This is a genomic window from Streptomyces sp. NBC_00207 (assembly GCF_045160965.1).
In the GTDB taxonomy this organism is placed as follows: Bacteria; Actinomycetota; Actinomycetes; order Streptomycetales; family Streptomycetaceae; genus Streptomyces.
Genome location: NZ_CP130715.1, coordinates 6,406,047 through 6,428,877, shown reverse-complemented (window position 1 = coordinate 6,428,877; position 22,831 = coordinate 6,406,047). Strand labels below are relative to the sequence as shown.

Genomic DNA, 22,831 nt, shown 5'->3' with positions numbered 1-22,831 from the left:
GCTCCCGGGAGGACTTCACCCGCGGCGGCCCGCGCCACGGCCTCGCGCTCGACCTGGTGGGCAACCGGTCGCCGGCCGACCGGTCATCACGGTGCGGCGCCCGCGGGCGCCGCCTGTGGCCGCGGCTCCAGGAGGGGTGCGCCCGTCGCCGCGTCGATGACGAGCCGGGCACCCAGCGGCCGGACCAGCGTGACCGGAACCATCTCCGTGCGCAGCGCCGCGTCGCAGGACGTGCCCGGCTCGGCGGCGGCCACGATCCGGCCGGCCAGCACCACGGTGTCGGCTCCCTCCAGGACGTCCACGGCGACCCCGCCGTCGCAGCTGCCGCTGCCGGCCTGCACGGTGAGCTCCGTCGCGTCCGGTGCGGCCGTGTAGGTGAGGAGGGGTGCCGTGCCCTCGTCGAAGGTGGCGAGGGGCTCGACCGGGACCTCGGGAAGCTCCTGCGGGGAGACGGCGATCCGGACGAGCGGGGTCTCGTATCCCTCGATGGTGAACAGCCAGGCCGGTACCCGTGCCGGGCCGCGGCTGGTGCGTACGGCGGTCTCGCCGAAGCGGACGTCCGTGACCGCCAGCGCCGGTTCGCCGTCCGGGACCCGGTCCAGCTCCCCGTACGCCTGGGCCGCGTTGTGGAGCGGCAGCGCGAGCGTGGCGCCGTCGGCGTCGCCGTTGCGGTCGGGCCACCGGATCGCGGTGGCGGGCGGCGGCGTGGCGGGCAGCTCGGTGCGCAGGACGAAGCTCCTCGCGGCGTAGGCCTCTTTGTCCTCCTCGGAGTGGAAGCCCTCCGGCGGCTTCCACTCTTCCCTGTCCAGGGGGTGGAAGCCCTCGTGCCACTGCTTGAGGGCCGCCGATCCCTCCCAGGCCGCCGCCACCTGCTTCATCCGCGGCCGGGTGTCCGGCTTCGCCTGCGGCGCACTGCACCCGGCCGTCAGGACCACCGCCGCCAGGCCGGCCGCCAGTACGCCGACGCGCACCGCGGGGCCGGATCCGGCCCGCGCCCTGTGCCTCGTTCCCGCTTCCGTTCCCGCCCCTGCTCCCGCTCTCGCCACGTCGACTCCCCCTCGCCCCGGGCCGATTCGGGGGTGGGACGGGGCGCCGCCGGCGGCGGTTCCCGCTCCGCTTACTTCCCGCCCTCGGAACCCCGGGGACGCGTCATCGCCTCGGCCGCCCGGCGCATGCCCTCGGTGAACTCCTCCGCCGTGGCCGCCGACTCCGGATCGAACAGCCACTGGATCATCAGGCCGTTCAGCAGCGCCTGGTAGAAGGTGCCGAGCGTGCGCACGTCCCGGTCGTCGAGCTGGTCCTCGGGGGTGCCGGTCAGCATGGAGATCAGGCCGCGGCGCCCTTCGGCCTGCGAGGCGGCGAGCATGGACCGCAACTCCGGCCGCTGGTCCCTGCCGAGCGCCACCTCCAGGCTGGCCGCCCAGACCGGACCCGACTTCTCGTGCGCCGCGAGGACGCCCTCCCAGAACGCGCGGAACCGCTCCAGCGAACCGCCGTCACCGTCCAGGCCTGCCTGGAAGACGGCGCCCCACTCTTCCATCAGGGCGATGAAGGCCTGGCTGAGCAGGGCGTCCTTGGAGCCGTAGTGGTAGCCGATGGACGCCAGGTTGGTTCCCGAGGCGCTGACGATGTCGCGCGCGGTCGTGCGCACGAACCCCTTCTCGACCAGGCACTTCTTGGCGCCTTCGAGCAGATCTTCGCGATGTCCCATGGCCACAAGGTAGCAAGACAACCGTCCCAGACAACAGTTCTAGACAACTGTCATAGACGAACGTTTAATACGTGTGTATATTCCTGCTCATGACAAACCCCGCCGCCACAGCGCGACTCGCCGGCCGCCGCGAATGGACCGCCTTCACCGTCCTCCTGCTGCCCCTGCTCCTGGTGTCGATGGACGTCTCCGTCCTCTACTTCGCCATCCCGGCCATCACCGACCGGCTCGCCCCGAGCGCCACCCAGCAGCTCTGGATCTTCGACAGCTACGCCTTCGCCCTCTCCGGCCTGCTGATCACGATGGGCTCGCTCGGCGACCGGATCGGCCGCCGCAAGCTGCTGCTGATCGGCGCGACCGCCTTCGGCATCGCCTCGGTCTGCGCCGGCTACGCCACCAGCGCCGAGATGCTCATCGCGGCCCGCGTCCTGCTCGGCGTCGGCGGCGCGACCCTGATGCCCTCCACGCTGGCCCTCGTACGGAACCTCTTCCAGGACGACAAGCAGCGCGGCAAGGCCATCGCCATCTGGTCCGGGGCCATGACCGGCGGGATCGCCCTCGGCTCGGTGCTGAGCGGTGTGATGCTGAACCACTTCTGGTGGGGCTCCGTCTTCCTCATCAACGTGCCCGCAATGCTGCTCCTGCTGCTCCTGGTCCCGGTCCTGGTCCCGGAGTTCAAGGACCCGGCCCCCGGCCGCTTCGACCTGCTGAGCGTCCCGCTGTCCATGGCCGCCGTGCTGCCGGTCGTCTACGGCCTCAAGGAGATCGCCGCCGAGGGCTTCGAACCCCTCTACCTGGGCTGCCTCGCCGTCGGCCTGGCCTTCGCGTACGTCTTCGTCCGCCGCCAGCGCACCCGCGACGACGCCATGATCTCCCGGGCCCTCTTCCGGGGCCGCGGCTTCGGCGCGGGCATCGCCCTCAACACCTTCGCCGCCTTCGCCGTGATGGGCTCGGCCTACTTCACGACCCAGTACCTCCAGTCGGTGCTCGGCATGGGCACCCTGGAAGCGTCCCTGTGGAGCCTCGCCCCCTCGGTCGTCATCGGCGCCACGGCCCCCGTCTGCGCCGCCCTGGCCCAGAAGGTGGACCGCGGCTACGTCATCGCCGGCGGGTTCGTCCTCGCCGCCGTCGGCTTCGCCCTCATCAGCCTCGTGGACACCGACTCCCTGTGGCTGATCCTGACCGGTGCCGGGGTGCTCTCCTCGGGCGTCGTCGCAGTGATGTCCCTGGTCTCCGACATGGCGCTCGCCGCCGCCCCCGCCGAGAAGGCCGGTTCCGCCGCCTCCCTGCTGGAGACCGGAACGGAGTTCGGCGGCGCCCTGGGCATGGCGGTCCTGGGCAGCCTGGGCACCGCGGTCTACCGCAGCGACCTGGCGGACTCCGAGCCCGCCGTGCGGGAGACCCTGGGCGGGGCCGTGGCCGCCGCCCACCGGATCGGCGGGGAGGCGGGCGGGCAGGTCCTGACCCTGGCCCGCGAGGCCTTCGTCCACGGGATGCAGTACGCGGCCTGGGGCGGCGCGGCGCTGCTGCTCGGGGCGGCCGTGCTCGCCGCGGCTCTGATGCGGGGCGTCGAAGCCCCGGCCCCGCCCGCGGCGGAGCAGGCCGAGGTGCCCGCGGACGGCGCTGAGGTGCCGGCGTACAACTGACCGGGGCGGGGCGGAACAACGTGAAAGGGCCCGGGGGAATCCCCCGGGCCCTTCGCCGTGCCGCTCGGGTCAGCCGAGGCTGACCGTACGCGCCGAAACGGCGCCGATCTCGGCGGAGATGTCCGCGAGGACGTTCGCCGGCACCTCGGCGTCGACGGTGAGGACGGCGAGCGCCTCGCCGTGCTCCTCCGCACGGGCGACCTGCATGCCCGCGATGTTCAGTCCGGCCTCGCCGAGCACGCGGCCGACGGTGCCGACCACGCCCGGGCGGTCGGTGTAGCGCAGCACGACCATGTAGTCGGCGAGCGCCAGGTCCACGTCGTACTCGCCGATGCCCACGATCTTCTGCAGGTGCTTCGGGCCCGCGAGCGTGCCGGAGACCGAGACCTCCTGACCGTCCGACAGGGTGCCGCGGACGGTCACCACGTTGCGGTGGTCCGGGGACTCCGAGCTGGTGGTCAGGCGTACCTCGACCCCGCGCTCCTGTGCGAACAGCGGGGCGTTGACGTAGGAGACCGTCTCGTCGACGACGTCCTCGAAGACACCCTTGAGCGCGGAGAGTTCGAGCACCTTGACGTCGTGCTGGGTGATCTCGCCGCAGACCTCGACGTCGAGGCGGACCGCTACCTCGCCCGCGAGGGCGGTGAAGATGCGGCCGAGCTTCTCGGCGAGCGGCAGGCCGGGACGGACGTCCTCGGCGATGACGCCGCCCTGGACGTTGACCGCGTCCGGCACGAGCTCGCCGGCGAGCGCGAGGCGCACCGACTTGGCGACCGAGACACCGGCCTTCTCCTGGGCCTCGTCCGTGGACGCGCCGAGGTGCGGAGTGCAGACGACCTGGTCGAGCTCGAAGAGCGGGGAGTCCGTGCAGGGCTCCTTCGCGTACACGTCGAGGCCGGCGCCGGCGACGCGGCCCTCCTTGATGGCCGAGTACAGCGCGGCCTCGTCCACGATCCCGCCGCGGGCGGCGTTGACGATACGGACGGAGGGCTTCACCTTGTGCAGGGCCTCGTCCCCGATGAGACCGAGGGTCTCGGGGGTCTTGGGCAGGTGCACGGTGATGAAGTCGGCGACTTCGAGGAGTTCGTCCAGCGTCAGCATCTTGACGCCCATCTGGGCGGCGCGCGCGGGCTGCACGTAGGGGTCGTAGGCGACGATCTTCATACCGAAGGCCGACATGCGCTGCGCGACCAGGACGCCGATGCGGCCGAGGCCGACGACACCCAGGGTCTTCTCGCTGAGCTCGACGCCCGTGTACTTGTTCCGCTTCCACTCACCGTTCTTCAGGGCGGTGTTGGCCTGCGGGATGTTGCGGGCGGTGGCGACGAGCAGACCGCACGCCAGCTCGGCCGCCGTCACGATGTTCGAGGTCGGGGCGTTGACGACCATCACGCCGGCCTTGGTGGCGGCGGAGACGTCGACGTTGTCCAGACCGACGCCGGCGCGCGCGACGACCTTCAGCTTCTTGGCGACGGCGATGGCCTCGGCGTCGACCTTGGTGGCCGAGCGGACCAGGATCGCGTCGACGTCGACGATCGCGGGCAGCAGCTCCGCGCGGTCGGCTCCGTTGACGTGCCGGATCTCGAAGTCCGGACCGAGCGCGTCCACCGTGGCGGGCGACAGCTCTTCGGCGATGAGTACGACAGGTTTCGAGCTCACGTGGGTCATCCTCACAAGTCCAGTGCGGACGGCCGTCCCGACGGCCGCAGGCGGTGGAGGGGGTAGCCGCGTGGAAGACGCACGACACTGTGGGCCTGACGCGTATGTGTTGAGCAGTGTAGTGGCGCTGACGGACCGAATTTCCGCCTGTACGGAAGGATCACCCTTCCGGGGTTGGCCGTGTTGGACAAGCGACGCGCGGCGGGGCCGGGACACGCCGTCCCGGCCCCGCCGTCCACGATCAGCTCTCGTCGCTGTCGACCCAGCTCATCAGCTTGCGCAGCTTCTTGCCGGTGGTCTCCAGCAGGTGCGCCTCGTCGGCCTTCTTGTACTCGTTGTACTTCGGCAGACCGGCCTTGTACTCGGCCATCCAGGTGTTGGCGAACTCGCCGCTCTGGATCTCCTCGAGGACCTTCTTCATCTCGGCCTTGGTGGCGTCCGTGATGATGCGGGGGCCGGTGATGTAGTCGCCCCACTCGGCGGTCTCGGAGACCGACCAGCGCATCTTCTCCAGGCCGCCCTCGTACATGAGGTCGACGATGAGCTTCAGCTCGTGCAGGCACTCGAAGTACGCGATCTCCGGCTGGTAGCCGGCCTCGGTCAGGGTCTCGAAACCAGCCTTGACCAGGGCGGACGCGCCACCGCAGAGGACGGCCTGCTCACCGAACAGGTCGGTCTCGGTCTCCTCGGTGAAGGTGGTCTTGATGACGCCGGCGCGGGTGCCGCCGATGCCGGCCGCGTACGAGAGCGCGAGGGCGAAGGCGTTGCCCGAGTGGTCCTGCTCGACGGCCGCGATACACGGAACGCCGCGGCCCTCCTCGTACTGGCGGCGGACCAGGTGGCCCGGGCCCTTCGGGGCGACCAGGGCGACGTCCACGTTGGCCGGGGGCTTGATGAAGCCGTAGCGGACGTTGAAGCCGTGACCGAAGAACAGCGCGTCGCCGTCCTTGAGGTGGTCCTTGATGGACTCCTCGTAGATCTCGGCCTGCAGCGGGTCCGGGGTCAGGATCATGATGACGTCGGCCCAGGCGGCGGCCTCGGCCACGGGGACGACCTTCAGGCCCTGCTCCTCGGCCTTGGCCTTGGACTTCGAGCCCTCCTTCAGGCCGACGACGACGTCGACGCCGGAGTCACGGAGCGACAGCGCGTGGGCGTGGCCCTGGCTGCCGTAACCGATGACCGCGACCTTGCGGCCCTGGATGATGGACAGGTCGGCGTCGTTCTCGTAGAACAGCTCGGCCACTGGGATATCTCCTTGGTGCGCTGGTGTTGCTCCCACCGTACGGCGGGGAACGGAATCTGAGTCTGTCGGTCTCGCCATGCGAGCCGAGCGTGTCTGGCGCAGCCGGTCGGCCGCTGCGCCGGCCGGGTCAGGCGCTGCGGTCGAGCGCGCGCAGACTGCGGTCCGTGATGGACCGTCCGCCACGCCCTATGGCGATCGTGCCGGACTGCACGAGCTCCTTGATGCCGAAGGGCTCCAGCATCTTGAGCATCGCGCCGAGCTTGTCGGTACCGCCGGTGGCCTCGATGGTGACGGCCTCCGGGGAGACGTCGACCGTCTTGGCGCGGAACAGCTGGACGATCTCGACGATCTGCGACCGGGTCTCGTTGTCGGCGCGGACCTTCACCAGGACGAGCTCACGCTCGATGGCGTTGTGGGACTCCAGCTCGACGATCTTGAGGACGTTGACCAGCTTGTTCAGCTGCTTGGTCACCTGCTCCAGCGGGAGGTCCTCGACGTTCACGACGATCGTGATGCGGGAGATGTCGGGGTGCTCGGTGACGCCGACCGCGAGGGAGTCGATGTTGAACCCGCGGCGGGAGAACAGGGCGGCGATCCGGGCGAGGATGCCGGGCGTGTTCTCGACCAGGACGGAGAGCGTGTGCTTGGACATGTGAGGCGTTCTCTCTCTCAGGCTCTCTCGGCTCAGTCGTCTTCGTTGTCGCCGAAGTCGGGACGGACGCCCCGGGCTGCCATGACCTCGTCGTTGGAGGTGCCGGCGGCGACCATCGGCCACACCATGGCGTCCTCGTGGACGATGAAGTCGATCACGACGGTACGGTCGTTGATCGCATTGGCCTCGGCGATGACCTTGTCCAGGTCGGCCGGGTCCTCGCAGCGCAGTGCCACGCAGCCCATGGCCTCCGAGAGCTTGACGAAGTCCGGGACGCGGGTGCCCTTGCGGGGCGCGATGGACTCGCCGAGCTGGGATCCGACGGTGTCGTGACCGGTCTCGTCGGCGTGCAGGACGGTGTTGGAGTACCGCTGGTTGTAGAACAGGGTCTGCCACTGGCGGACCATGCCCAGCGCACCGTTGTTGATGATCGCGACCTTGATCGGGATGTTGTTCAGGGCGCAGGTGACCAGTTCCTGATTGGTCATCTGGAAGCAGCCGTCACCGTCGATCGCCCAGACCGTGCGCTCGGGCATGCCGACCTTGGCGCCCATCGCGGCCGGGACCGCGTAGCCCATGGTTCCGGCGCCGCCGGAGTTCAGCCAGGTGCGGGGCTCCTCGTACTTGACGAAGTGCGAGGCCCACATCTGGTGCTGGCCGACACCGGCCGCGAAGATCGTGCTCTTCGGCGCGAGCGCGCCGATCCGCTCGATGACCTGCTGCGGCGAGAGGCTGCCGTCCGCGGGCAGGTCGTAGCCGAGCGGGTACGTGTCGCGCCAGCGGCTGAGGTCGTTCCACCAGGCGGTGTAGTCCCCGGCGTTGCCCTCGGTGTGCTCGGCCTGGACGGCCTGGATCAGGTCGGCGATGACCTCGCGGGCGTCACCGACGATCGGGACGTCGACCGCACGGTTCTTGCCGATCTCGGCCGGGTCGATGTCCGCGTGGATGATCTTGGCGAAGGGGGCGAAGCTGTCCAGCTTGCCGGTGACGCGGTCGTCGAAGCGGGTGCCGAGGGCGATCAGCAGGTCCGACTTCTGCAGCGCGGTGACGCCGGTGACGCTGCCGTGCATGCCCGGCATGCCGACGTGCAGCGGGTGGCTGTCGGGGAAGGAGCCCAGCGCCATCAGGGTGGTGCAGACCGGGACGCCGGTCAGCTCGGCGAGGACCTTCAGCTCGGCGGTGGCGCCGGACTTCATGACGCCGCCGCCGACGTACAGGACCGGGCGCTTGGCCTGGCAGATGAGCTTGGCGGCCTCGCGGATCTGCTTGGCGTGCGGCTTGGTGACCGGCCGGTAACCGGGGAGGTCCTGGGCGGGCGGCCACGAGAAGGTGGTCTTCGCCTGCAGGGCGTCCTTGGCGATGTCGACCAGGACCGGGCCGGGGCGGCCGGTAGAGGCGATGTGGAAGGCCTCGGCGATCGTCCGCGGGATGTCCTCGGCCTTGGTGACCAGGAAGTTGTGCTTGGTGATCGGCATGGTGATGCCGACGATGTCCGCCTCCTGGAAGGCGTCGGTGCCGATCGCCTTGGAGGACACCTGGCCGGTGATCGCGACGAGCGGGACGGAGTCCATGTGCGCGTCGGCGATCGGGGTGACCAGGTTGGTGGCGCCCGGGCCGGAGGTGGCCATACAGACGCCGACCTTGCCGGTGGCCTGCGCGTAGCCGGTGGCGGCGTGGCCGGCCCCCTGCTCGTGGCGGACCAGGATGTGACGGACCTTCTTGGAGTCCATCATCGGGTCGTACGCGGGGAGGATGGCACCTCCCGGAATCCCGAAGACGGTGTCGCACCCCACCTCTTCGAGAGAGCGGATGAGGGACTGCGCACCCGTGACGTGCTCAACTGCGGCGGACTGCTGTCCGCCGGAACGGGGCCGCGGCTGCGGATGGTGGGCCCCGGTGGCCTGCTCGGTCATCGGCATTCTCTTCTCGAAGCTGAGGGTTTTACGCGGATTCGACTCTGTGCCAGTGCAACAAAAAACCCCTCGTGCCAGGAGGCAAGCGAGGGGAGCGCGTCGGGTGTGTTGAGCGGGGACATGCAGGTCCCTGCTTCAGCCGACGCGCTTTCCAAGTACGAGAATTCGGGTGCGCATGGCACTGACCTTCCCTCTGGCGCGAGGGTGATGTCAAGTAGGTGGGACGGGCGTCTCATTATGTGAGCCTCTGCGGATGGCCATCGAACCCCCGGGGGAGCCGCCGGCCAGAGCCGGCTGAGCCGCTCCGCCCGGTACTGGGAACGTACCGCGCACCAGCGCACGGCGCAGCCTGTACTCGTCGAGGGGGCCGGAAAATGCCATTCCCTGGCCGTGCGTGCAGCCCATCGCGCGCAGGGCCAGCACCTGCTCGGGGAGGTCGACCCCGTCGGCCACCGAGCGCATCCCCAGGTCGTTTGCGATCCGCAAGAGACCGGCGGTGATCTTGTGCAGGCGAGCCGACTCGACCACCCCCTCCACCAGACCCCGGTCCAGCTTGAGCATGTCCACGGGAAGCCGGCGCAGGGCGCTGATGGCCGCGTAGCCGCTGCCGAAGCCGTCCAGGGAGATACCCACCCCGAGCCGGTGCAAGGCGGTCAGGCGGCGCTCCAGGTCGTCGAAGGGCACTCTGGGGTCGGATACCGCGAGCTCCAGCACCAGGGACCCGGAGGGCAGGCCGTGCCGGGTCAGCAGGGCCTCCACGGAGCCGAGCGGCATGGCGCGGTCCAGGAGCCGCTGGGCGGTCATCCGCACGGCCACCGGTACGTCGTGCCCGGCCCGGTGCCGGTCGGCGGCCTGCTCCACGGCCTCCTCCAGCAGCCAGCGCCCCAGCTCGGCGGTACGCGAGGCGTCCGGGCCCGCACCGCCGGGCCCTCCCGCACTTCCCGCACCTCCCGCGCCGCCCTCGCTGTACTCGGCGACCCGGAGGAACTCGGCCGGCGTGAAGAGGATGCCCTGGGCGGAACGCCAGCGGGCCTGCGCGGCGACGGCCGCCACCTCGCCGGTGGCCAGCGAGACCACGGGCTGGTGCAGCAGGGCGAACTCCCCCTCGTGGAGCGCGGTCCGCAGCCGGCCCGCCAGCTCGGCCTTCCGCACGACCTCGGCCTGCATCTGGGGGGCGTACATCTCCACGCGGTCCTTGCCGCCCGCCTTGGCCCGGTACATCGCGAGATCCGCGTTGCGCATCAGGTCCGAAGGGGTGATGCCGGGGTCGGCGAAGGCCACGCCGATGCTGGCGGCGACGCGCACCTCGCTGCCGCCGATCCGGTACGGCTGGGAGAGGGTGGTGCGCAGCCGGTCGGCGATCTCGCGCGCCTGGTACTCGCGGGCGCTGCGGTCGCGGTTCCCGTCGCCCAGGATCAGCGCGGCGAACTCGTCGCCGCCGAGGCGGGCCGCGGTGTCCCCGGCCCGGACCGAGTCCTGGAGCCTGCGCGCGGCCTCGATGAGCAGCTCGTCGCCGGCCTGGTGGCCGATGGTGTCGTTGACCGCCTTGAAACCGTCGAGGTCGATGAAGAGCACCGCGGTGCTGTGGTCCCCTGCCCGCCGGCCGGTCAGGGCCTGGCGCACCCGCCGGGTGAAGAGGGCGCGGTTGGGCAGGTCCGTCAGCGGATCGTGCTCGGCGCTGTGCTGGAGCTGGGCCTGGAGCCGGACCCGCTCGGTGACGTCCCGGCTGTTGAGGATGAGCCCGCCCTGGTGGCGGTTGACGGTGGACTCCACGTTGAGCCATTCGCCGCCGCCCGACTTGAAGCGGCACTCGATGCGGGTGGTGGGCTCCTCGGTGGGCGGCGCGGCGAGGAAGCGGCGTACCTCGTGGACCACCCGGCCGAGGTCGTCCGGATGGATGAGGGTGGCGAGCTCGGTGCCGACCAGCTCCTCGGCCTCGCGGCCGTAGACCCCGGCGGCTGCGGGGCTGACGTAGCGCAGGGTCCCGGTGGGCGCGGCGATCATGATGACGTCGCTGGAGCCCTGGACCAGGGAGCGGAAGTGGTTCTCCTTCTGGGCCAGTTCCTGGGTGAGCGCGATGTTGTCGAGGAGCATGATGCCCTGCCGGATGACGAGGGCGAGCACGACCGTGCAGCCGGTGAAGACGACCATCCGGTCGACCTTCCGGCCGTCCACGACGTTGTAGAGGATGCCGAGGGTGCACACGGCGGCCGCGAGGTACGGGGTGAGGGCGGGCAGGGAGCCGGTGATCGGGCGGCTGTGCGGCCGGTCCCCGCGCGGGTGCCCGGCCGGCTCCGGGCCCGGGTGGATGCGCCGGGCGCCCCAGGGTGCGTACGCGAGCAGGAGCGAGCCGGCGAACCAGCCGGCGTCGAGCAGCTGTCCGGACTGGTATTCGGCGCTCAGCAGGGGCGAGGTGAACAGCGCGTCGCTGAGCACGGTCAGGGCCAGTGCCGCGATGGCGGTGTTGACGGCGGAGCGGTTGCTCTCGCTCCGCCGGAAGTGCAGGACCAGGACCATCGAGACGAGCGCGATGTCCAGGAGCGGGTAGGCGAGGGAGAGCGCGGCGCGCGGGACGCTGCCCGGGGCGCCGGACTGGGCTGTCCGCGCCGCGTGGGCCAGGGCCAGGCTCCAGGACAGGGTGAGCAGGGAGCCGCCGATGAGCCAGGAGTCGAGCCCGAGGCACACCCAGCCGGCGCGGGTGACGGGCCGTTTGGCGAGGACGAGCAGGCCCACGATGGCGGGCGGGGCGAAGCAGAGGAAGGCGAAGTCGGCGAGCGAGGGCTTCGGGACGGGTTCACCGAGGATGACCTCGTACCAGCCCCAGACCGCGTTGCCGCCGGCGCCCATGAGGGAGGAGAAGGCGAAGAGCAGCCAGGCGGGGCGTTCACGGCTGTCGATGGCACGCGCGTACGAGTAGCAGGAGACGGCGGCGAGCAGGCCTGCTGCGCTCAGTCCGAAATCGCCCATGATCTCGGCGACTTCCTCCGAGCCCCAGTTGAGGGCGGCACCCACGGCGTACCCGCCGCTGACCACCGCAAGGAGCAGCTGCATCGCCAGGCCCCTGCCTCCGCCCGAGACGGACGGGCGGTTCAGGAGCGCCGCCCCCGGGGCACTCACCGGTCCCCCTCGCCGGCTGGTTCCGGTGCAGCCCAGTCTCGGCAGCGTCGCCTCCGGCGGCCGTGCCGCATCGGATCCTTCGTCCATTGGCCGTACATCGCCCGTCGCCCCCCAAAGTGTCCGATCACTCCCCAGCGCCAGACGTTCGTGGCGCAGCCCCTTGTTCCGGACGATACACCACTTTCGTCACTCAGGGACATAGTTCCTCTACTCTCAGTTACCGATCGGGGAGGGATGTCCACTGTGCGCGTCCGGGTGAATGCGGAGCGTGCGCACCGTGCGTCACTCGGTGATCAGCACCGTGTGCTCCAGGGGCTCGCCGGCGGCGAACAGGCCGAGCTGGCGTGCCAGCAGACGCTTGGCGCGTGGCTCGAACGCGGTGCTGCTGCCACCCACATGAGGCGTGATCAGGACGTTCGGAGCGTGCCAGAGCGGGTGGCCGTCGGGCAGCGGTTCCGGGTCGGTGACGTCGAGCGCCGCGCGCAGCCGGCCCGACTCGACCTCCGCCAGCAGGGACTTGGTGTCGACGACGGGGCCGCGGGACACGTTCACCAGGAGGGCGCCGTCCTTCATGCGGCTCAGGAAGTCGGCGCCGGCCAGGCCCCGGGTGGCGTCCGTCAGCGGTGTCACGAGGATCACCACGTCGGCCTGCGGGAGCAGGCCGGGCAGGTCGGCGAGGGCGTGCACGGGCCCGCGCCCGGTGGTCCGCGCCGTACGGGCCACGCGCGTGATCCGCCCGCATTCGAAGGGGACGAGCCGGTCCTCGATGGCAGAGCCGATCGATCCGTAGCCGATGATCAGAACGTTCTTGTCCGCGAGTGCGTCGTAGAAGCCGGAGCGCCACTCCTCGCGGTCCTGGCCGCGCACCATGCCGGGGATGCCGCGCAGGGAGGCGAGGGTCAGGGCGAGGGCGAGTTCGGCGGTGCTGGCCGTGTGGACCCCGGCGGCGTTGCACAGCCGTACGCCGGGGCGCAGCTCTCCGAGGCGGCCCAGCACGTCGTCGATGCCGGCGGTCAGGGTCTGGACGACCTGGACGCCCGTCATCGCGGCGAGGGGGCGCACCGTGACCTCGGCGGACTTCATGTAGGGGGCCACGTAGAAGACGCAGTCGGCCGGGTCGGCCGGGAAGGCGTCCTCGCCGTCCCACACGCGGTACCGGAAGGAATCGGGGAGGCCGGCGACCTCCTCGGCGGGGAAGGGGAGCCAGACGTCCTGGGGCGTAGCAGTCATGATCACGAGGCTATGCCAAGCCGTCTTGATCAAGCCGTTAGTTTGGTGGCCGGAGCGGGAGGAGGACGCAGCGGTGGAGCGCAGGTCGATCGGGGCGGGGGCGCTGACCGTGGGCGCCGTCGGCCTCGGCTGTATGCCGATGAGCTGGGCGTACGCGCCTTCGCGGCGGCGGGGCCAGGAGTCGCTGGCGGCCGTGCACACGGCGCTGGACCTGGGGGCGAACCTGCTGGACACGGCCGACGTGTACGGGCCGTTCACCAATGAGCTGCTGCTGGGGCGGGTGCTGCGGGAGCGGCGGTCCGAGGCGTTCGTCTCGGCCAAGGTGGGTCTGCGGGCGGGCGACCAGCACGTGGTCGCCGACGGGCGGCCCGGCTATCTGCGGCGGGCCTGCGACGCCTCGCTGCGGCGGCTGCGGACCGACGTCATAGACCTCTACCAGCTGCACCGGGTGGATCCGGAGGTGCCCGTGGAGGAGACGTGGGGTGCCATGGCGGAGCTGGTGGGTGCGGGGAAGGTGCGCGCCCTCGGCTTCTGCGCACTGGGCGCCGGGGCCGGGCCGGGGGCGGGGCGCAGCGGGGACCGGGGGTACCGGACGACGCTGCGGCACCTGGAGCGGCTGCAGCAGGTGTTCCCGGTGAGCGCGGTGCAGGCGGAGCTGTCGGTGTGGTCGCCGGAGGCGGCGTGGCAGCTGCTGCCGTGGTGTGCGGCGCGCGGGGTGGGGTTCCTGGCGGCGATGCCGCTGGGCAGCGGGTTCCTCACCGGGACGCTCACGCCGGGTGAGGGCTTCGAGCCGCAGGACGTGCGGGCCAGGCATCCGCGGTTCACGGCGGCGGCGATGGCGTCGAACCAGGTGCTCGTGGCGGGGCTGCGGCGGGTGGCGCGGCGGCACGGGGCGGAGGTCACGGCGGCGCAGGTGGCCCTGGCATGGGTGCTGGCGCAGGGGCCGCAGGTGGTGCCGGTGCCGGGGGCCGACCGGGCGCACTGGGCGGCGGAGAACGCGCGGGCGGCGCAGGTGCGGCTCTCGGCCGGGGACCTGGCCGAGATCGCGGCCCTGCCGGTCGAGGTGGGAGCCTGGGACTGACCGACAACCACTCGATCGAGTGTACGAGTGGTGGAACTTCGGGAACTGCCGCAGCTGTTGAGACGGGTGAAGGGGCACGATCGGAGGACCGGAAGGGAGCAGGGCGATGCGATTCGGAAGTTCTCCCGCGCACGTGGGGTACGAGGCGCCGGGCGTGCGGCGCCGGGGCGCGCTGGCGGTGGTGGCACTGGCGGGGTGCGGCGCCCTCCTGGCGGCGGGATGCTCGCCGGCCGGCGCCCCCGGAGCGGAGCATGGGAGCTCTCCACCGGGCGCGGCCGCGGCCGGCGCCGGGTCGGCGGGCCCCTCGGGGAGCGCGTCCGCCACACCGGAGGCCACCGGGCCGCCTGCGAAGGGCGCGGTGACGGTCACCGGCGAGGTCGCCAAGGGTCTGGAGTCGCCGTGGGGTGTGGCCGAGCTGCCGGGCGGGGACCTGCTGGTCGCTTCGCGGGACAAGGGGACGATCAGCAGGGTCGCGGTGGGCTCGGGCACGGTGACGCAGATCGGTGAGGTGCCGGGGGTGGCCCCGGGCGGCGAGGGCGGGCTGATGGGCCTCGCGCTGTCGCCCTCCTTCGCCTCGGACCGGCTGGTGTACGTGTACTTCACGACCGAGTCCGACAACCGCATCGCCCGGCTGCGGTACGACGAGCACAGAGCCCCCGGACAGCAACTGGGCGCACCGGACACCGTGTTCCGGGGCATCCCCAAGGGCCTCGTGCACAACGGCGGCCGGATCGCCTTCGGCCCGGACAAGATGCTCTACGCGGGGACGGGCGAGACCGGCGACAAGGGGCTCGCGCAGGACAAGAAGTCCCTGGGCGGCAAGATCCTGCGGATGACCCCGGACGGGGATCCGGTGCACGGCAACCCGGAGGCGGATTCGGTCGTCTACTCCTACGGGCACCGCAATGTGCAGGGCCTCGCCTGGGACAAGGACAAGCGGCTGTGGGCGGCCGAGTTCGGCCAGAACACCTGGGACGAGCTGAATCTGATCGAGCCCGGAGCGAATTACGGCTGGCCCGAGGCCGAGGGGAAGGCGGGGAAGCCCGGATTCCGGGATCCGGTGGCCGTGTGGAAGACCGACGAGGCCTCGCCGAGCGGGATCGCCTGGGCGGAGGGTTCGGTGTGGATGGCCGCGCTGAAGGGCAACCGGCTGTGGCGCATACCGCTGGCCGGCACGGAACCGGTGGCGGAGCCCGAGGCCTTCCTGGAGGGGCAGTACGGCCGGCTGCGGACGGTGGTGGCCCTCGGCGGGGACCGGTTGCTGCTGGTCACGAGCGAGACGGACGGCCGCGGCTCGCCGGAGGCGGGCGACGACAGGATCCTGACACTGACGGTGCGGTGACCAGCACGTCCCCGGAAGGGGACCACAGGGACGGTGGGCACGGTGTTCAACATGATCGAGGAGCTGTTCAACCCGGGGCGCAAGCACACGAACGAGGAGAAGAAGCGGCTGGAGCTGTCCCGGACCGATGTCAATGACAACGATCCGGGACGGGGGCCGATAGACCTCGAATCCGGCAGGGTGCTCATACGCCCTGCCGAGCAGCCTCCGGACGGGAGCTGACCGGGACGGGCGGCACGAAGAGCCGCAGCCGGTGGGCGAGGGCGGCCGCCTCGCCGCGGCCCGCGACACCCAGCTTCGCCAGGATGTTCGAGACGTGCACGCTCGCCGTCTTCGGGGAGATGAAGAGCTCCTCGGCGATCTTGCGGTTGGTGCTGCCGGCCGCCACCAGGCGCAGTACGTCCCGCTCGCGGCTGGTCAGGCCCAGGGCCTCGGCCGGATCGGTCTGCGGGGCGGGCGGAGCGGCGGGCGCGTCGGTGTCGGTCAGCGGGAGCCGGGCGCGCTGGGCGAGCAGGGCCAGGTCCTCGCGCAGCCGGCGTGAGCCGATCCGCTCGGCGGTGGCGTAGGCCTCGCGGAGCAGTGCGGCCGCGGGCTCCCGTTCGCCGCCGGCGGCCAGCAGCGCCTCGGCGAGCCGGTGGCGGGCCCGGGCCAGCAGGTACGGGCGCTCCAGCGGACGGACGGCTTCCTCGACGGCGGTCCAGTCGGCGGGGGTGTCCCGGGCCTCGGCCCGGAGCAGCTCGGCCCGGACGTACTCGGCGTGGGCGGTCCACAGCGGGACCGGGGTGGCCAGGGAGCGGGCGGCGGTGCGCAGCATGCCCAGGGCGCAGTCCCGGCCGGCGTCGGCGGCCGGGAGGCCGCGGGCGTCCGCCTCGGCGGAGGCGGCGGCGAGCAGCAGCGGCCAGGCGTAGCGGTGCTGGCCGAGCGGGAACCCGTAGGCGATGGCGGCGGCCGTCTCGGCGCGCACGTCGGCGATCCGGCCCTCCCCCGCGGCGAGCCCGATCGCGAGGCGGTAGAGCGGTATCCGGTGCTGGGGCTGGACGTCGTGGGTGCCGAAGTGGGCGTGGGCGGCCGCGAGCTGCTGGGCCGCCTCGGTCAACTCGCCACGGGCCAGGGCCAGGTAGGCAAGCCGTGCGGAGCCGGAGCCGCGCGGGGCCGCGCTCTGGCCGACGCGCAGGGCGCGACGGGCCGCCTCGGTGGCCTCGTCCCAGCGGCCGAGGCTGTAGAGGCTCTCGGCCATGTTTCCGCAGACCCAGGCCTCGCTGTCCAACAGCCTGGACTTCCTGACCAGTTCGGCCCCTTGTTCGGCCAGTTCCACGGCTTCGCGGGACCGGCCCATGCTTTCCAACTGAGAGGTGAGATTCACATGCACGCGCCCTGTCAGCTTGGCGAGACCGAGCTTCGTGGTCCGCTCCTTGACCGCGTACAGCTCGGCGAGTCCGGCCGAGCCGTCGCCGGAGTCGGTGAGCAGGCAGCCGACCGTGATCCGGGCATTGAGCTCGGTGTCCTCGACGCCGAGCATGCGCGCGTACTCGACGGCGCGTTCGGCGGCGGCGAGGTTGTCGGGGCCCGGCTGGTGGAGCATGCCCCAGCTCGCGGCCCGGACCAGGACCTCGGCGTGCACCTGGGACGGGGGCAGCCCCCGGACGAGGTCCTGCGCCTTGGCTATCTCCTCCCAGCCGTCGCCGCGGCCGAGGCTGGCGACCAGCCGGGAGCGCTCGGTCCAGAACCACGCGGCCCGCAGCGAGTCGCGCTCCTCCTCCAGCAGGCGCAGTGCCGTCTTCGTGATCTTCAGGGCGCGTTCGCGCTCTCCGCCGTAGCGTGCCGCGACGGTGGCCTCGGCCAGCAGGTCGATCCGCTGGAGCGGGGTGGCGGCCGAGTCTCCGCAGCCGCACGGCGGGTACACCTCGGTGTAGTCCGCCGGGCGCAGCGCCTCGCGGACCTCCTCCGGAGCGCTGTCCCACAGGTCCATGGCCCGCTCCAGCAGGCGCAGTTGCTCGGAGTAGGCGTGGCGGCGGCGGGCCGCCACGGAAGCGGCCAGTACGGCGGGCAGCGCCTTGGCGGGGTCGTTCGCCTGGTACCAGTAGCTGGCCAGCCGGATGACCCGCTCGCCGGAGCGGATCAGCGACTCGTCGGCCTCCATGGCCTCGGCGTAGCGGCGGTTGACCCGGGCCCGCTCGCCGGGCAGCAGGTCGTCGCTGACGGCCTCGCGGACGAGCGAGTGCCGGAACCGGTAGCCGTCGCCGTCGGGGGTGGCGAGCAGGATGTTGGCCCCGACCGCGGCCCTCAGCGCTTCGATCAGCTCGTCCTCGGTGAGCCCGGCGACGGCGCGCAGCAGCGGGTACTCCACGGTGGAGCCGCCTTCGGCGACGATCCGGACCAGGCGCTGGGTCTCGTCGGGCAGGACCTCGACGCGGACGAGGAGCAGGTCGCGCAGGGATTCGGTGAGTCCGGTGACGCAGCCGCTCTCCCGGGAGGCGACGAGTTCCTCGACGAAGAAGGCGTTGCCGTCGGACCGGTCGAAGACGGAGTCGACGAAGTCCTCGTCGGGCTGCGCGGCGAGGATGCCGGCGAGCTGGCGGCGCACCTCCGCCCGGTTGAAACGGGCCAGTTCGATGCGGTGGACCGTGCGGAGCCGGTCGAGTTCGGCGAGGAGGGGGCGCAGCGGGTGGCGGCGGTGGACGTCGTCCGCGCGGTAGGTGGCGACGACGACGAGCCGGCCGCTGCCGAGGGTGCGGAAGAGGTAGGAGAGCAGGTGCCGGGTGGAGGTGTCCGCCCAGTGGAGGTCTTCCAGGACGAGGACGACGGTGCGGTCGGCGGCCAGCCGCTCCAGCATCCGGGCCGTCAGTTCGAAGAGCCGGGCGGTGCTCTCCTCGTCGTGCGGGCCCCGGGGGGTGTCGCCGAGTTCGGGGAGGATGCGGGCGAGTTCGTCCTCCTGGCCGGCGGTGGCGGCGGCGGCCAGTTCCTCGGGGAGCATGCGGTGCAGTGCGCGCAGGGCCGTCGAGAAGGGGGCGAAGGGAAGTCCCTCCGCCCCGATCTCCACACAGCCTCCGACGGCGACGACGGCGCCGCGGCGTTCCGCCGCGCAGATGAACTCCTCGGTGAGGCGGGTCTTTCCGACCCCCGCCTCACCGCCGATGAGCATCGCCTGCGGCTCCTGGCCGTCGGCGCGGGTCAGTGCGCCGGTGAGTACGGCCAGTTCGTCGGCTCGGCCGACGAACACCGGGCTGACAGATCTGGTCTCCACGTCGCCGAGCATCGCACAGCCGTCCGGCGCGGCGGCACTCGATTGTCGTGCGCTTCTCATCACGCATCGGTTCACACGGTGCGGGGCGCGTGGCCCGCGGTGCGGGCGAGGCGGCCGCGGAGTGCTCTCACCGACCCTCGCGGTTCAAGGCTTCGCAAGGAGGCGCGGCGCGCCTTCCCGGCGTCCCGGCCCGTGCGGTACGCGGCGGCCTCGCGGAGGAGGTCGGCGGTGCGGACGGTGGCGGCGATCTCGTACTCGAACATCTCGTTCTCCCTGGTGGCGTTTCTCGGGCACCTCGTTCGGTGTGATCCAAGATTCGCGTCCCAGGGGGTGCCGGCACATCGGTCGCATGCCGCATCTGCCGGGGCCAGGGGGCCTTAGTCCGGGCGTGGAGCTGCCCGGACCAGGCCGAGTTCGCCTAAGGCAGTACCTAGCCCGCCGCCTTCGGGATGGCGAGGAGGAGGTCGAAGTACATGAGGACGAAGAGGAGTACGCCGAGGGCGCCCAGTCCGACGCCCGCCCAGGAGACGGACCGCACCCAGGTGGGGAGGATGCGCTCGGGGGTGCTGAAGGCGGGGAGGGCCAGCACGAAGGTGGCGATGATCAGGGCGAGGGCGGAGAAGACGCCGTTCACCATCGCGGTGGTGTGCCACGGGTCGACGAACTGGGCGGCGATCTGCGCGTTGGCATCGGCGGCCTGGCTCAGCTCGAGCCGGGCGGCGATGCTCGCACGCTCGGACACGATGCCGGCGACCCAGCTGCCGCTGAGGGCGACGACGCCCAGCCCCGCGGCGATGACCGCGAAGGCAGCGGACCCGACGTGGCCCGGCTGCCCGGCCTCGTCCTCGTCCGCCTCGTCGGCGAAGGCCTCGTCCTCCGGGGCCGCGTCGGTGGGTACGGAGTCGGATTCGGCCTCGGCCTCGGCGGGCTGGGTGACCTCGGTCTTTTCGAGGTCGACCGGGGCGGCGTCCGCCTCGGTGGCGTTCGCTGCGGGGGTCTTCGTGGTGTCCATGCGGGGCACCGTAGGCGCCCTGTCTGAGAGTTTTCTGAGAATCCGCTGGTCGCGGCCACTACGGGCCCCGCGGTCGGCGGGGCCCGGGCCGGCACCCGGTCGATCCGGACTAGGCAGAGCGGGCCGCGGACCACTCGTGGGCGAGGAGCGACCAGACCTCGGTGTCCTGGCGGACACCGCGGTGCAGGTAGTTCTGCCGCATGACGCCCTCGCGGGTCATGCCGAGGCGTTCGGCCACGGCCAGGCTCTTCTTGTTGCCGGTTGCGGCGTGCCATTCGACGCGGTGCATGCCGCGCTCGCCGAAGGCGTAGTCGATGAGGACCTGGCAGGCCTTGGTCACCAGGCCCCGGCCGGCCGCGGCGGGCTCCAGCCAGCAGCCGATCTCACAGTTGCCGCCGTCCGCGTCGAAGGCCGGGAAGAGGACCCCGCCCACGAGGGTGCCGTCGAGCCGGATGCCGAAGAACCGGGCGCCGTCCTCCCCGGCCTTCACCGCGTACTTGGCCAGGAAGGCCCGGGCGGAGTCGAGGTCGGGCGACCGGTCCGGGAAGCCGACGTACTGGCCGATGTACTCGCGTCCGCGTTCGATGTGGGCGAAGAACTCCTCGGCGTGCCGGGCCTCCAGCGGGAACAGCTGGGCGTCGTCGGCGAGGTCTATCGAGAACATGCGCGGTCTTCCTTGGGTCTCGGGCGGCGGGTGGCCGGATCACCTGGAGGTGGTGGCGGGCTCGGCACCGTCCTCGCTCGTGGCGGGGACCGCGGCGGTCCGCTGTGCCGGAAGTTTCGCATGCGGGCGGCATTCGGGGGGCTCGATGCTGATCCTGGGCAGCCGCCGGTCGAGCCAGGCGGGCAGCCACCAGTTGGCGCCGCCGAGCATGTGCATGAGGGCCGGGACGAGGAGGGTGCGCAGCACGAAGGCGTCGAGGGCCACGGCCGCGGCGAGCGCGATGCCGAACATCGCGATGATCCGGTCGCCGCTGAGGACGAAGGCGAGGAAGACGGAGATCATGATCACGGCCGCCGAGTTGATGACCCGGCTGGTCTCGGCGAGGCCCACGCGCACGGCCCGCCGGTTGTCGCCGGTCTCCAGCCACTCCTCGTACATCCGGCTGACGAGGAAGACCTGGTAGTCCATCGACAGGCCGAAGAGGACGGACACCATGATCACGGGGAGGAAGGGTTCGATGGGGCCGGCGCTGCCCAGGCCCAGCAGTTCACTCCCCCAGCCCCACTGGAAGATCGCGACCACGACGCCGAAGGAGGAGGCGACGGCGGCGACGTTCATGGCCGCCGCCTTCACCGGGATTCCGATGGAGCGGAAGGCCAGCAGCAGGAGCACGCAGCCGAGGGCGATGACCACGCCGACGAAGAGCGGCAGCTTGCCGATGATCACCTCGGCGAAGTCGTCGTAGGCGGCGGTCACACCGCCGACGTGGACCTCCATGGAGTTGGCGTGTCCGGCGCGCGGGATGACGTCCTGGCGGAGGGTGTCGACGAGGTCGCTCGTGGCCCTGGACTGGGGGGCGGAGTCCGGCACGACGGTCAGGACGGCGGTGTCCCCGCTGCGGTTGAGGACGGCGGTGCCGGTGGCGGCGACGCCCTTCGTCGTACGGAGTGCCTCCGCGAGGTGGTCGACGGCGAGCCGGTCGCCGGCGCCGTCCAGCCGGGCGACGACGGTGAGCGGGCCGTTCGTGCCGGGCCCGAATCCGTCCGCCAGCAGGTCGTAGGCCTTGCGGGTGGTGGAGGTGGCGGGGTTGTTGCCCTGGTCGGAGGTGCCCAGGTGGAGGGAGAGGGTGGGCAGGGCCAGCACCAGCATGACCGCGGTGGCGACGAGGCCGAGCAGCTTGGGGTGGCGTTCCACGAAGACGGACCAGCGGGCGGCGAAGCCGGAGGTCTGTGCGGGCTGCGGGCCCTCGGCGGCGAGTTTGCGGCGCTCGCGGCCCGAGAGGGCGCGTGTGCCTATGTACGAGAGGAGGGCGGGCAGCAGGGTGACCGAGGCGGCGACGGTCAGGACGACCGTCACGGAGGCGGCTATCGCGACGCCGTTGAGGAAGTTCAGTCTCAGTACGAGCATGCCGAGCAGGGCGATGCAGACGGTGGCGCCGGCGAAGACGACGGCCCGGCCGGTGGTGGCGACGGCGTTCTCGGCCGCCTCTTCGACGGGGAGGCCTCGCGCGAGGCCCTTGCGGTGCCGGGTGACGATGAAGAGGGCGTAGTCGATGCCGACGCCGAGGCCGACGAGGGTGCCGAGCATCGGCGCGAAGTCGGCGACGGGCATCGCGTGCCCGAGGAGGGTGATGCCGAAATAAGCGGTGCCCACGCTGACCAGGGCGGTCGCGATGGGCATCAGGCTCGCGGCGAGCGAGCCGAAGGCGAGGAAGAGGACCAGGGCCGCGACGGCCACGCCGATGACCTCGGCGAGGTGTGCGGTGGGGGCCTCGGTGAGCTGGATGGCGCGGCCGCCGAGTTCGACCTGCAGGCCGCCGGCCTCGGTGGCGGGGTTCTTCGCCGCGTCGACGACGGCTCTGGCCTGGGCCTTGGGTACGGAGTCCGCCTGCTGGTCGAAGGTCACCACGGCATAGGCGGTGCGTCCGTCGGGGCTGATCCGTGCGGCGCTCTCGGGGCCCGGGCCGTAGGGTCCGGCGACCGATCCGACGCCCGGGAGTGCGGCGACGGCGTCGAGTGCCCGGGTCATGCGCTGCTCGATGTCCGGGGTGCGCGCGCTCTGATGGTCCGGGGCCCGCCACACGATGGTGTCGGTGTCGCCGCCCTGGCCGTGGAAGCCCTCGCGGAGGAGGTCGTGCGCCCTCCCGGATTCGGTGCCGGGGACCTCGTAGTCGTTGGAGAAGGCCGATCCGGCGGTGCCTGCGGCCGCCGCGGTCCCACCGAGCGCGAGCAGCCAGATCAGGACGGTGAGGAGACGATGGCGCATGCACCAGCGTGCGATTACTGCCAACGGACGTGCTCCCTGATGGTTCGGGTCT

Annotated in this window: 17 protein-coding genes; 4 read left to right on the top strand and 13 right to left on the bottom strand. The window is 71.8% G+C overall.

The annotated features are described in order from the left end of the window. Positions 1–86: 86 nt before the first annotated feature. Positions 87–971 carry a hypothetical protein gene (locus OG472_RS30490; protein ID WP_405832100.1) on the bottom strand — a complete coding sequence of 295 codons (885 nt, stop codon included), beginning with the start codon at positions 969–971 and terminating at the stop codon, positions 87–89. Between the two features lie 146 nt (positions 972–1,117). Beyond that, positions 1,118–1,711, bottom strand: coding sequence for a TetR/AcrR family transcriptional regulator (locus tag OG472_RS30485; RefSeq protein ID WP_405942267.1), 594 nt, complete (start codon positions 1,709–1,711; stop codon positions 1,118–1,120). An 89-nt stretch (positions 1,712–1,800) separates the two neighbouring features. On the opposite strand from OG472_RS30485, the gene OG472_RS30480 reads away from it, so the two are divergent. Continuing rightward, a complete protein-coding gene (locus tag OG472_RS30480) occupies positions 1,801–3,357 on the top strand; it encodes an MFS transporter (protein ID WP_405832098.1) in 1,557 nt (518 codons plus the stop codon). Between the two features lie 69 nt (positions 3,358–3,426). Here the strand turns inward: OG472_RS30480 and serA are convergent, their stop codons facing one another. The 6 genes from serA to OG472_RS30450 all read right to left on the bottom strand — a co-directional run bounded on the left by serA (position 3,427) and on the right by OG472_RS30450 (position 13,171). Beyond that, complete coding sequence (gene serA, locus OG472_RS30475) at positions 3,427–5,016, bottom strand: phosphoglycerate dehydrogenase (protein WP_327416597.1); 1,590 nt, start codon at positions 5,014–5,016, stop codon at positions 3,427–3,429. 241 nt (positions 5,017–5,257) lie between these two features. Further along, positions 5,258–6,259 carry a ketol-acid reductoisomerase gene (ilvC, locus tag OG472_RS30470; protein ID WP_383563450.1) on the bottom strand — a complete coding sequence of 334 codons (1,002 nt, stop codon included), beginning with the start codon at positions 6,257–6,259 and terminating at the stop codon, positions 5,258–5,260. A gap of 127 nt (positions 6,260–6,386) precedes the next feature. Beyond that, positions 6,387–6,911: an acetolactate synthase small subunit gene (gene ilvN / locus OG472_RS30465; RefSeq protein ID WP_267824446.1), complete on the bottom strand. Its 525-nt coding sequence runs from the start codon at positions 6,909–6,911 to the stop codon at positions 6,387–6,389. Positions 6,912–6,943: 32 nt separating this feature from the next. Continuing rightward, a complete protein-coding gene (locus OG472_RS30460; RefSeq protein WP_390797730.1) occupies positions 6,944–8,830 on the bottom strand; it encodes an acetolactate synthase large subunit in 1,887 nt (628 codons plus the stop codon). A 204-nt stretch (positions 8,831–9,034) separates the two neighbouring features. After that, a complete protein-coding gene (locus OG472_RS30455) occupies positions 9,035–11,941 on the bottom strand; it encodes a putative bifunctional diguanylate cyclase/phosphodiesterase (protein ID WP_405832095.1) in 2,907 nt (968 codons plus the stop codon). Positions 11,942–12,223: 282 nt separating this feature from the next. Next, positions 12,224–13,171 (bottom strand): 2-hydroxyacid dehydrogenase, encoded by a 948-nt coding sequence (locus OG472_RS30450; protein ID WP_401612132.1) that lies wholly within the window; start codon positions 13,169–13,171, stop codon positions 12,224–12,226. A 73-nt stretch (positions 13,172–13,244) separates the two neighbouring features. Between OG472_RS30450 and OG472_RS30445 the strand changes: the two genes are divergently transcribed. The 3 genes from OG472_RS30445 to OG472_RS30435 all read left to right on the top strand — a co-directional run bounded on the left by OG472_RS30445 (position 13,245) and on the right by OG472_RS30435 (position 15,816). Then, complete coding sequence (locus OG472_RS30445; RefSeq protein ID WP_401612129.1) at positions 13,245–14,252, top strand: aldo/keto reductase; 1,008 nt, start codon at positions 13,245–13,247, stop codon at positions 14,250–14,252. Between the two features lie 106 nt (positions 14,253–14,358). Continuing rightward, positions 14,359–15,594 carry a PQQ-dependent sugar dehydrogenase gene (locus OG472_RS30440; RefSeq protein ID WP_401612126.1) on the top strand — a complete coding sequence of 412 codons (1,236 nt, stop codon included), beginning with the start codon at positions 14,359–14,361 and terminating at the stop codon, positions 15,592–15,594. Positions 15,595–15,645: 51 nt separating this feature from the next. After that, complete coding sequence (locus tag OG472_RS30435; RefSeq protein ID WP_383563899.1) at positions 15,646–15,816, top strand: DUF6191 domain-containing protein; 171 nt, start codon at positions 15,646–15,648, stop codon at positions 15,814–15,816. Here OG472_RS30435 and OG472_RS30430 read toward each other — a convergent pair. From OG472_RS30430 to OG472_RS30410, 5 genes are all read right to left on the bottom strand, one after another. After that, positions 15,779–18,850, bottom strand: coding sequence for an AAA family ATPase (locus OG472_RS30430; protein WP_405942266.1), 3,072 nt, complete (start codon positions 18,848–18,850; stop codon positions 15,779–15,781). The two genes, OG472_RS30435 and OG472_RS30430, sit on opposite strands and share 38 nt — an antisense overlap. 59 nt (positions 18,851–18,909) lie before the next feature. Next, positions 18,910–19,101, bottom strand: coding sequence for a hypothetical protein (locus OG472_RS30425; RefSeq protein ID WP_383563428.1), 192 nt, complete (start codon positions 19,099–19,101; stop codon positions 18,910–18,912). Between the two features lie 167 nt (positions 19,102–19,268). Further along, positions 19,269–19,850, bottom strand: a complete 582-nt coding sequence (locus OG472_RS30420; protein WP_405942265.1) for a hypothetical protein — start codon at positions 19,848–19,850, stop codon at positions 19,269–19,271. A gap of 109 nt (positions 19,851–19,959) precedes the next feature. Then, the gene (locus OG472_RS30415) at positions 19,960–20,514 is read right to left on the bottom strand and encodes a GNAT family N-acetyltransferase (protein ID WP_383563422.1); all 555 of its coding nucleotides are present in this window, start codon (positions 20,512–20,514) and stop codon (positions 19,960–19,962) included. Positions 20,515–20,553: 39 nt separating this feature from the next. Continuing rightward, a complete protein-coding gene (locus OG472_RS30410) occupies positions 20,554–22,803 on the bottom strand; it encodes an MMPL family transporter (RefSeq protein ID WP_405942264.1) in 2,250 nt (749 codons plus the stop codon). Between the last annotated feature and the right edge of the window lie 28 nt (positions 22,804–22,831).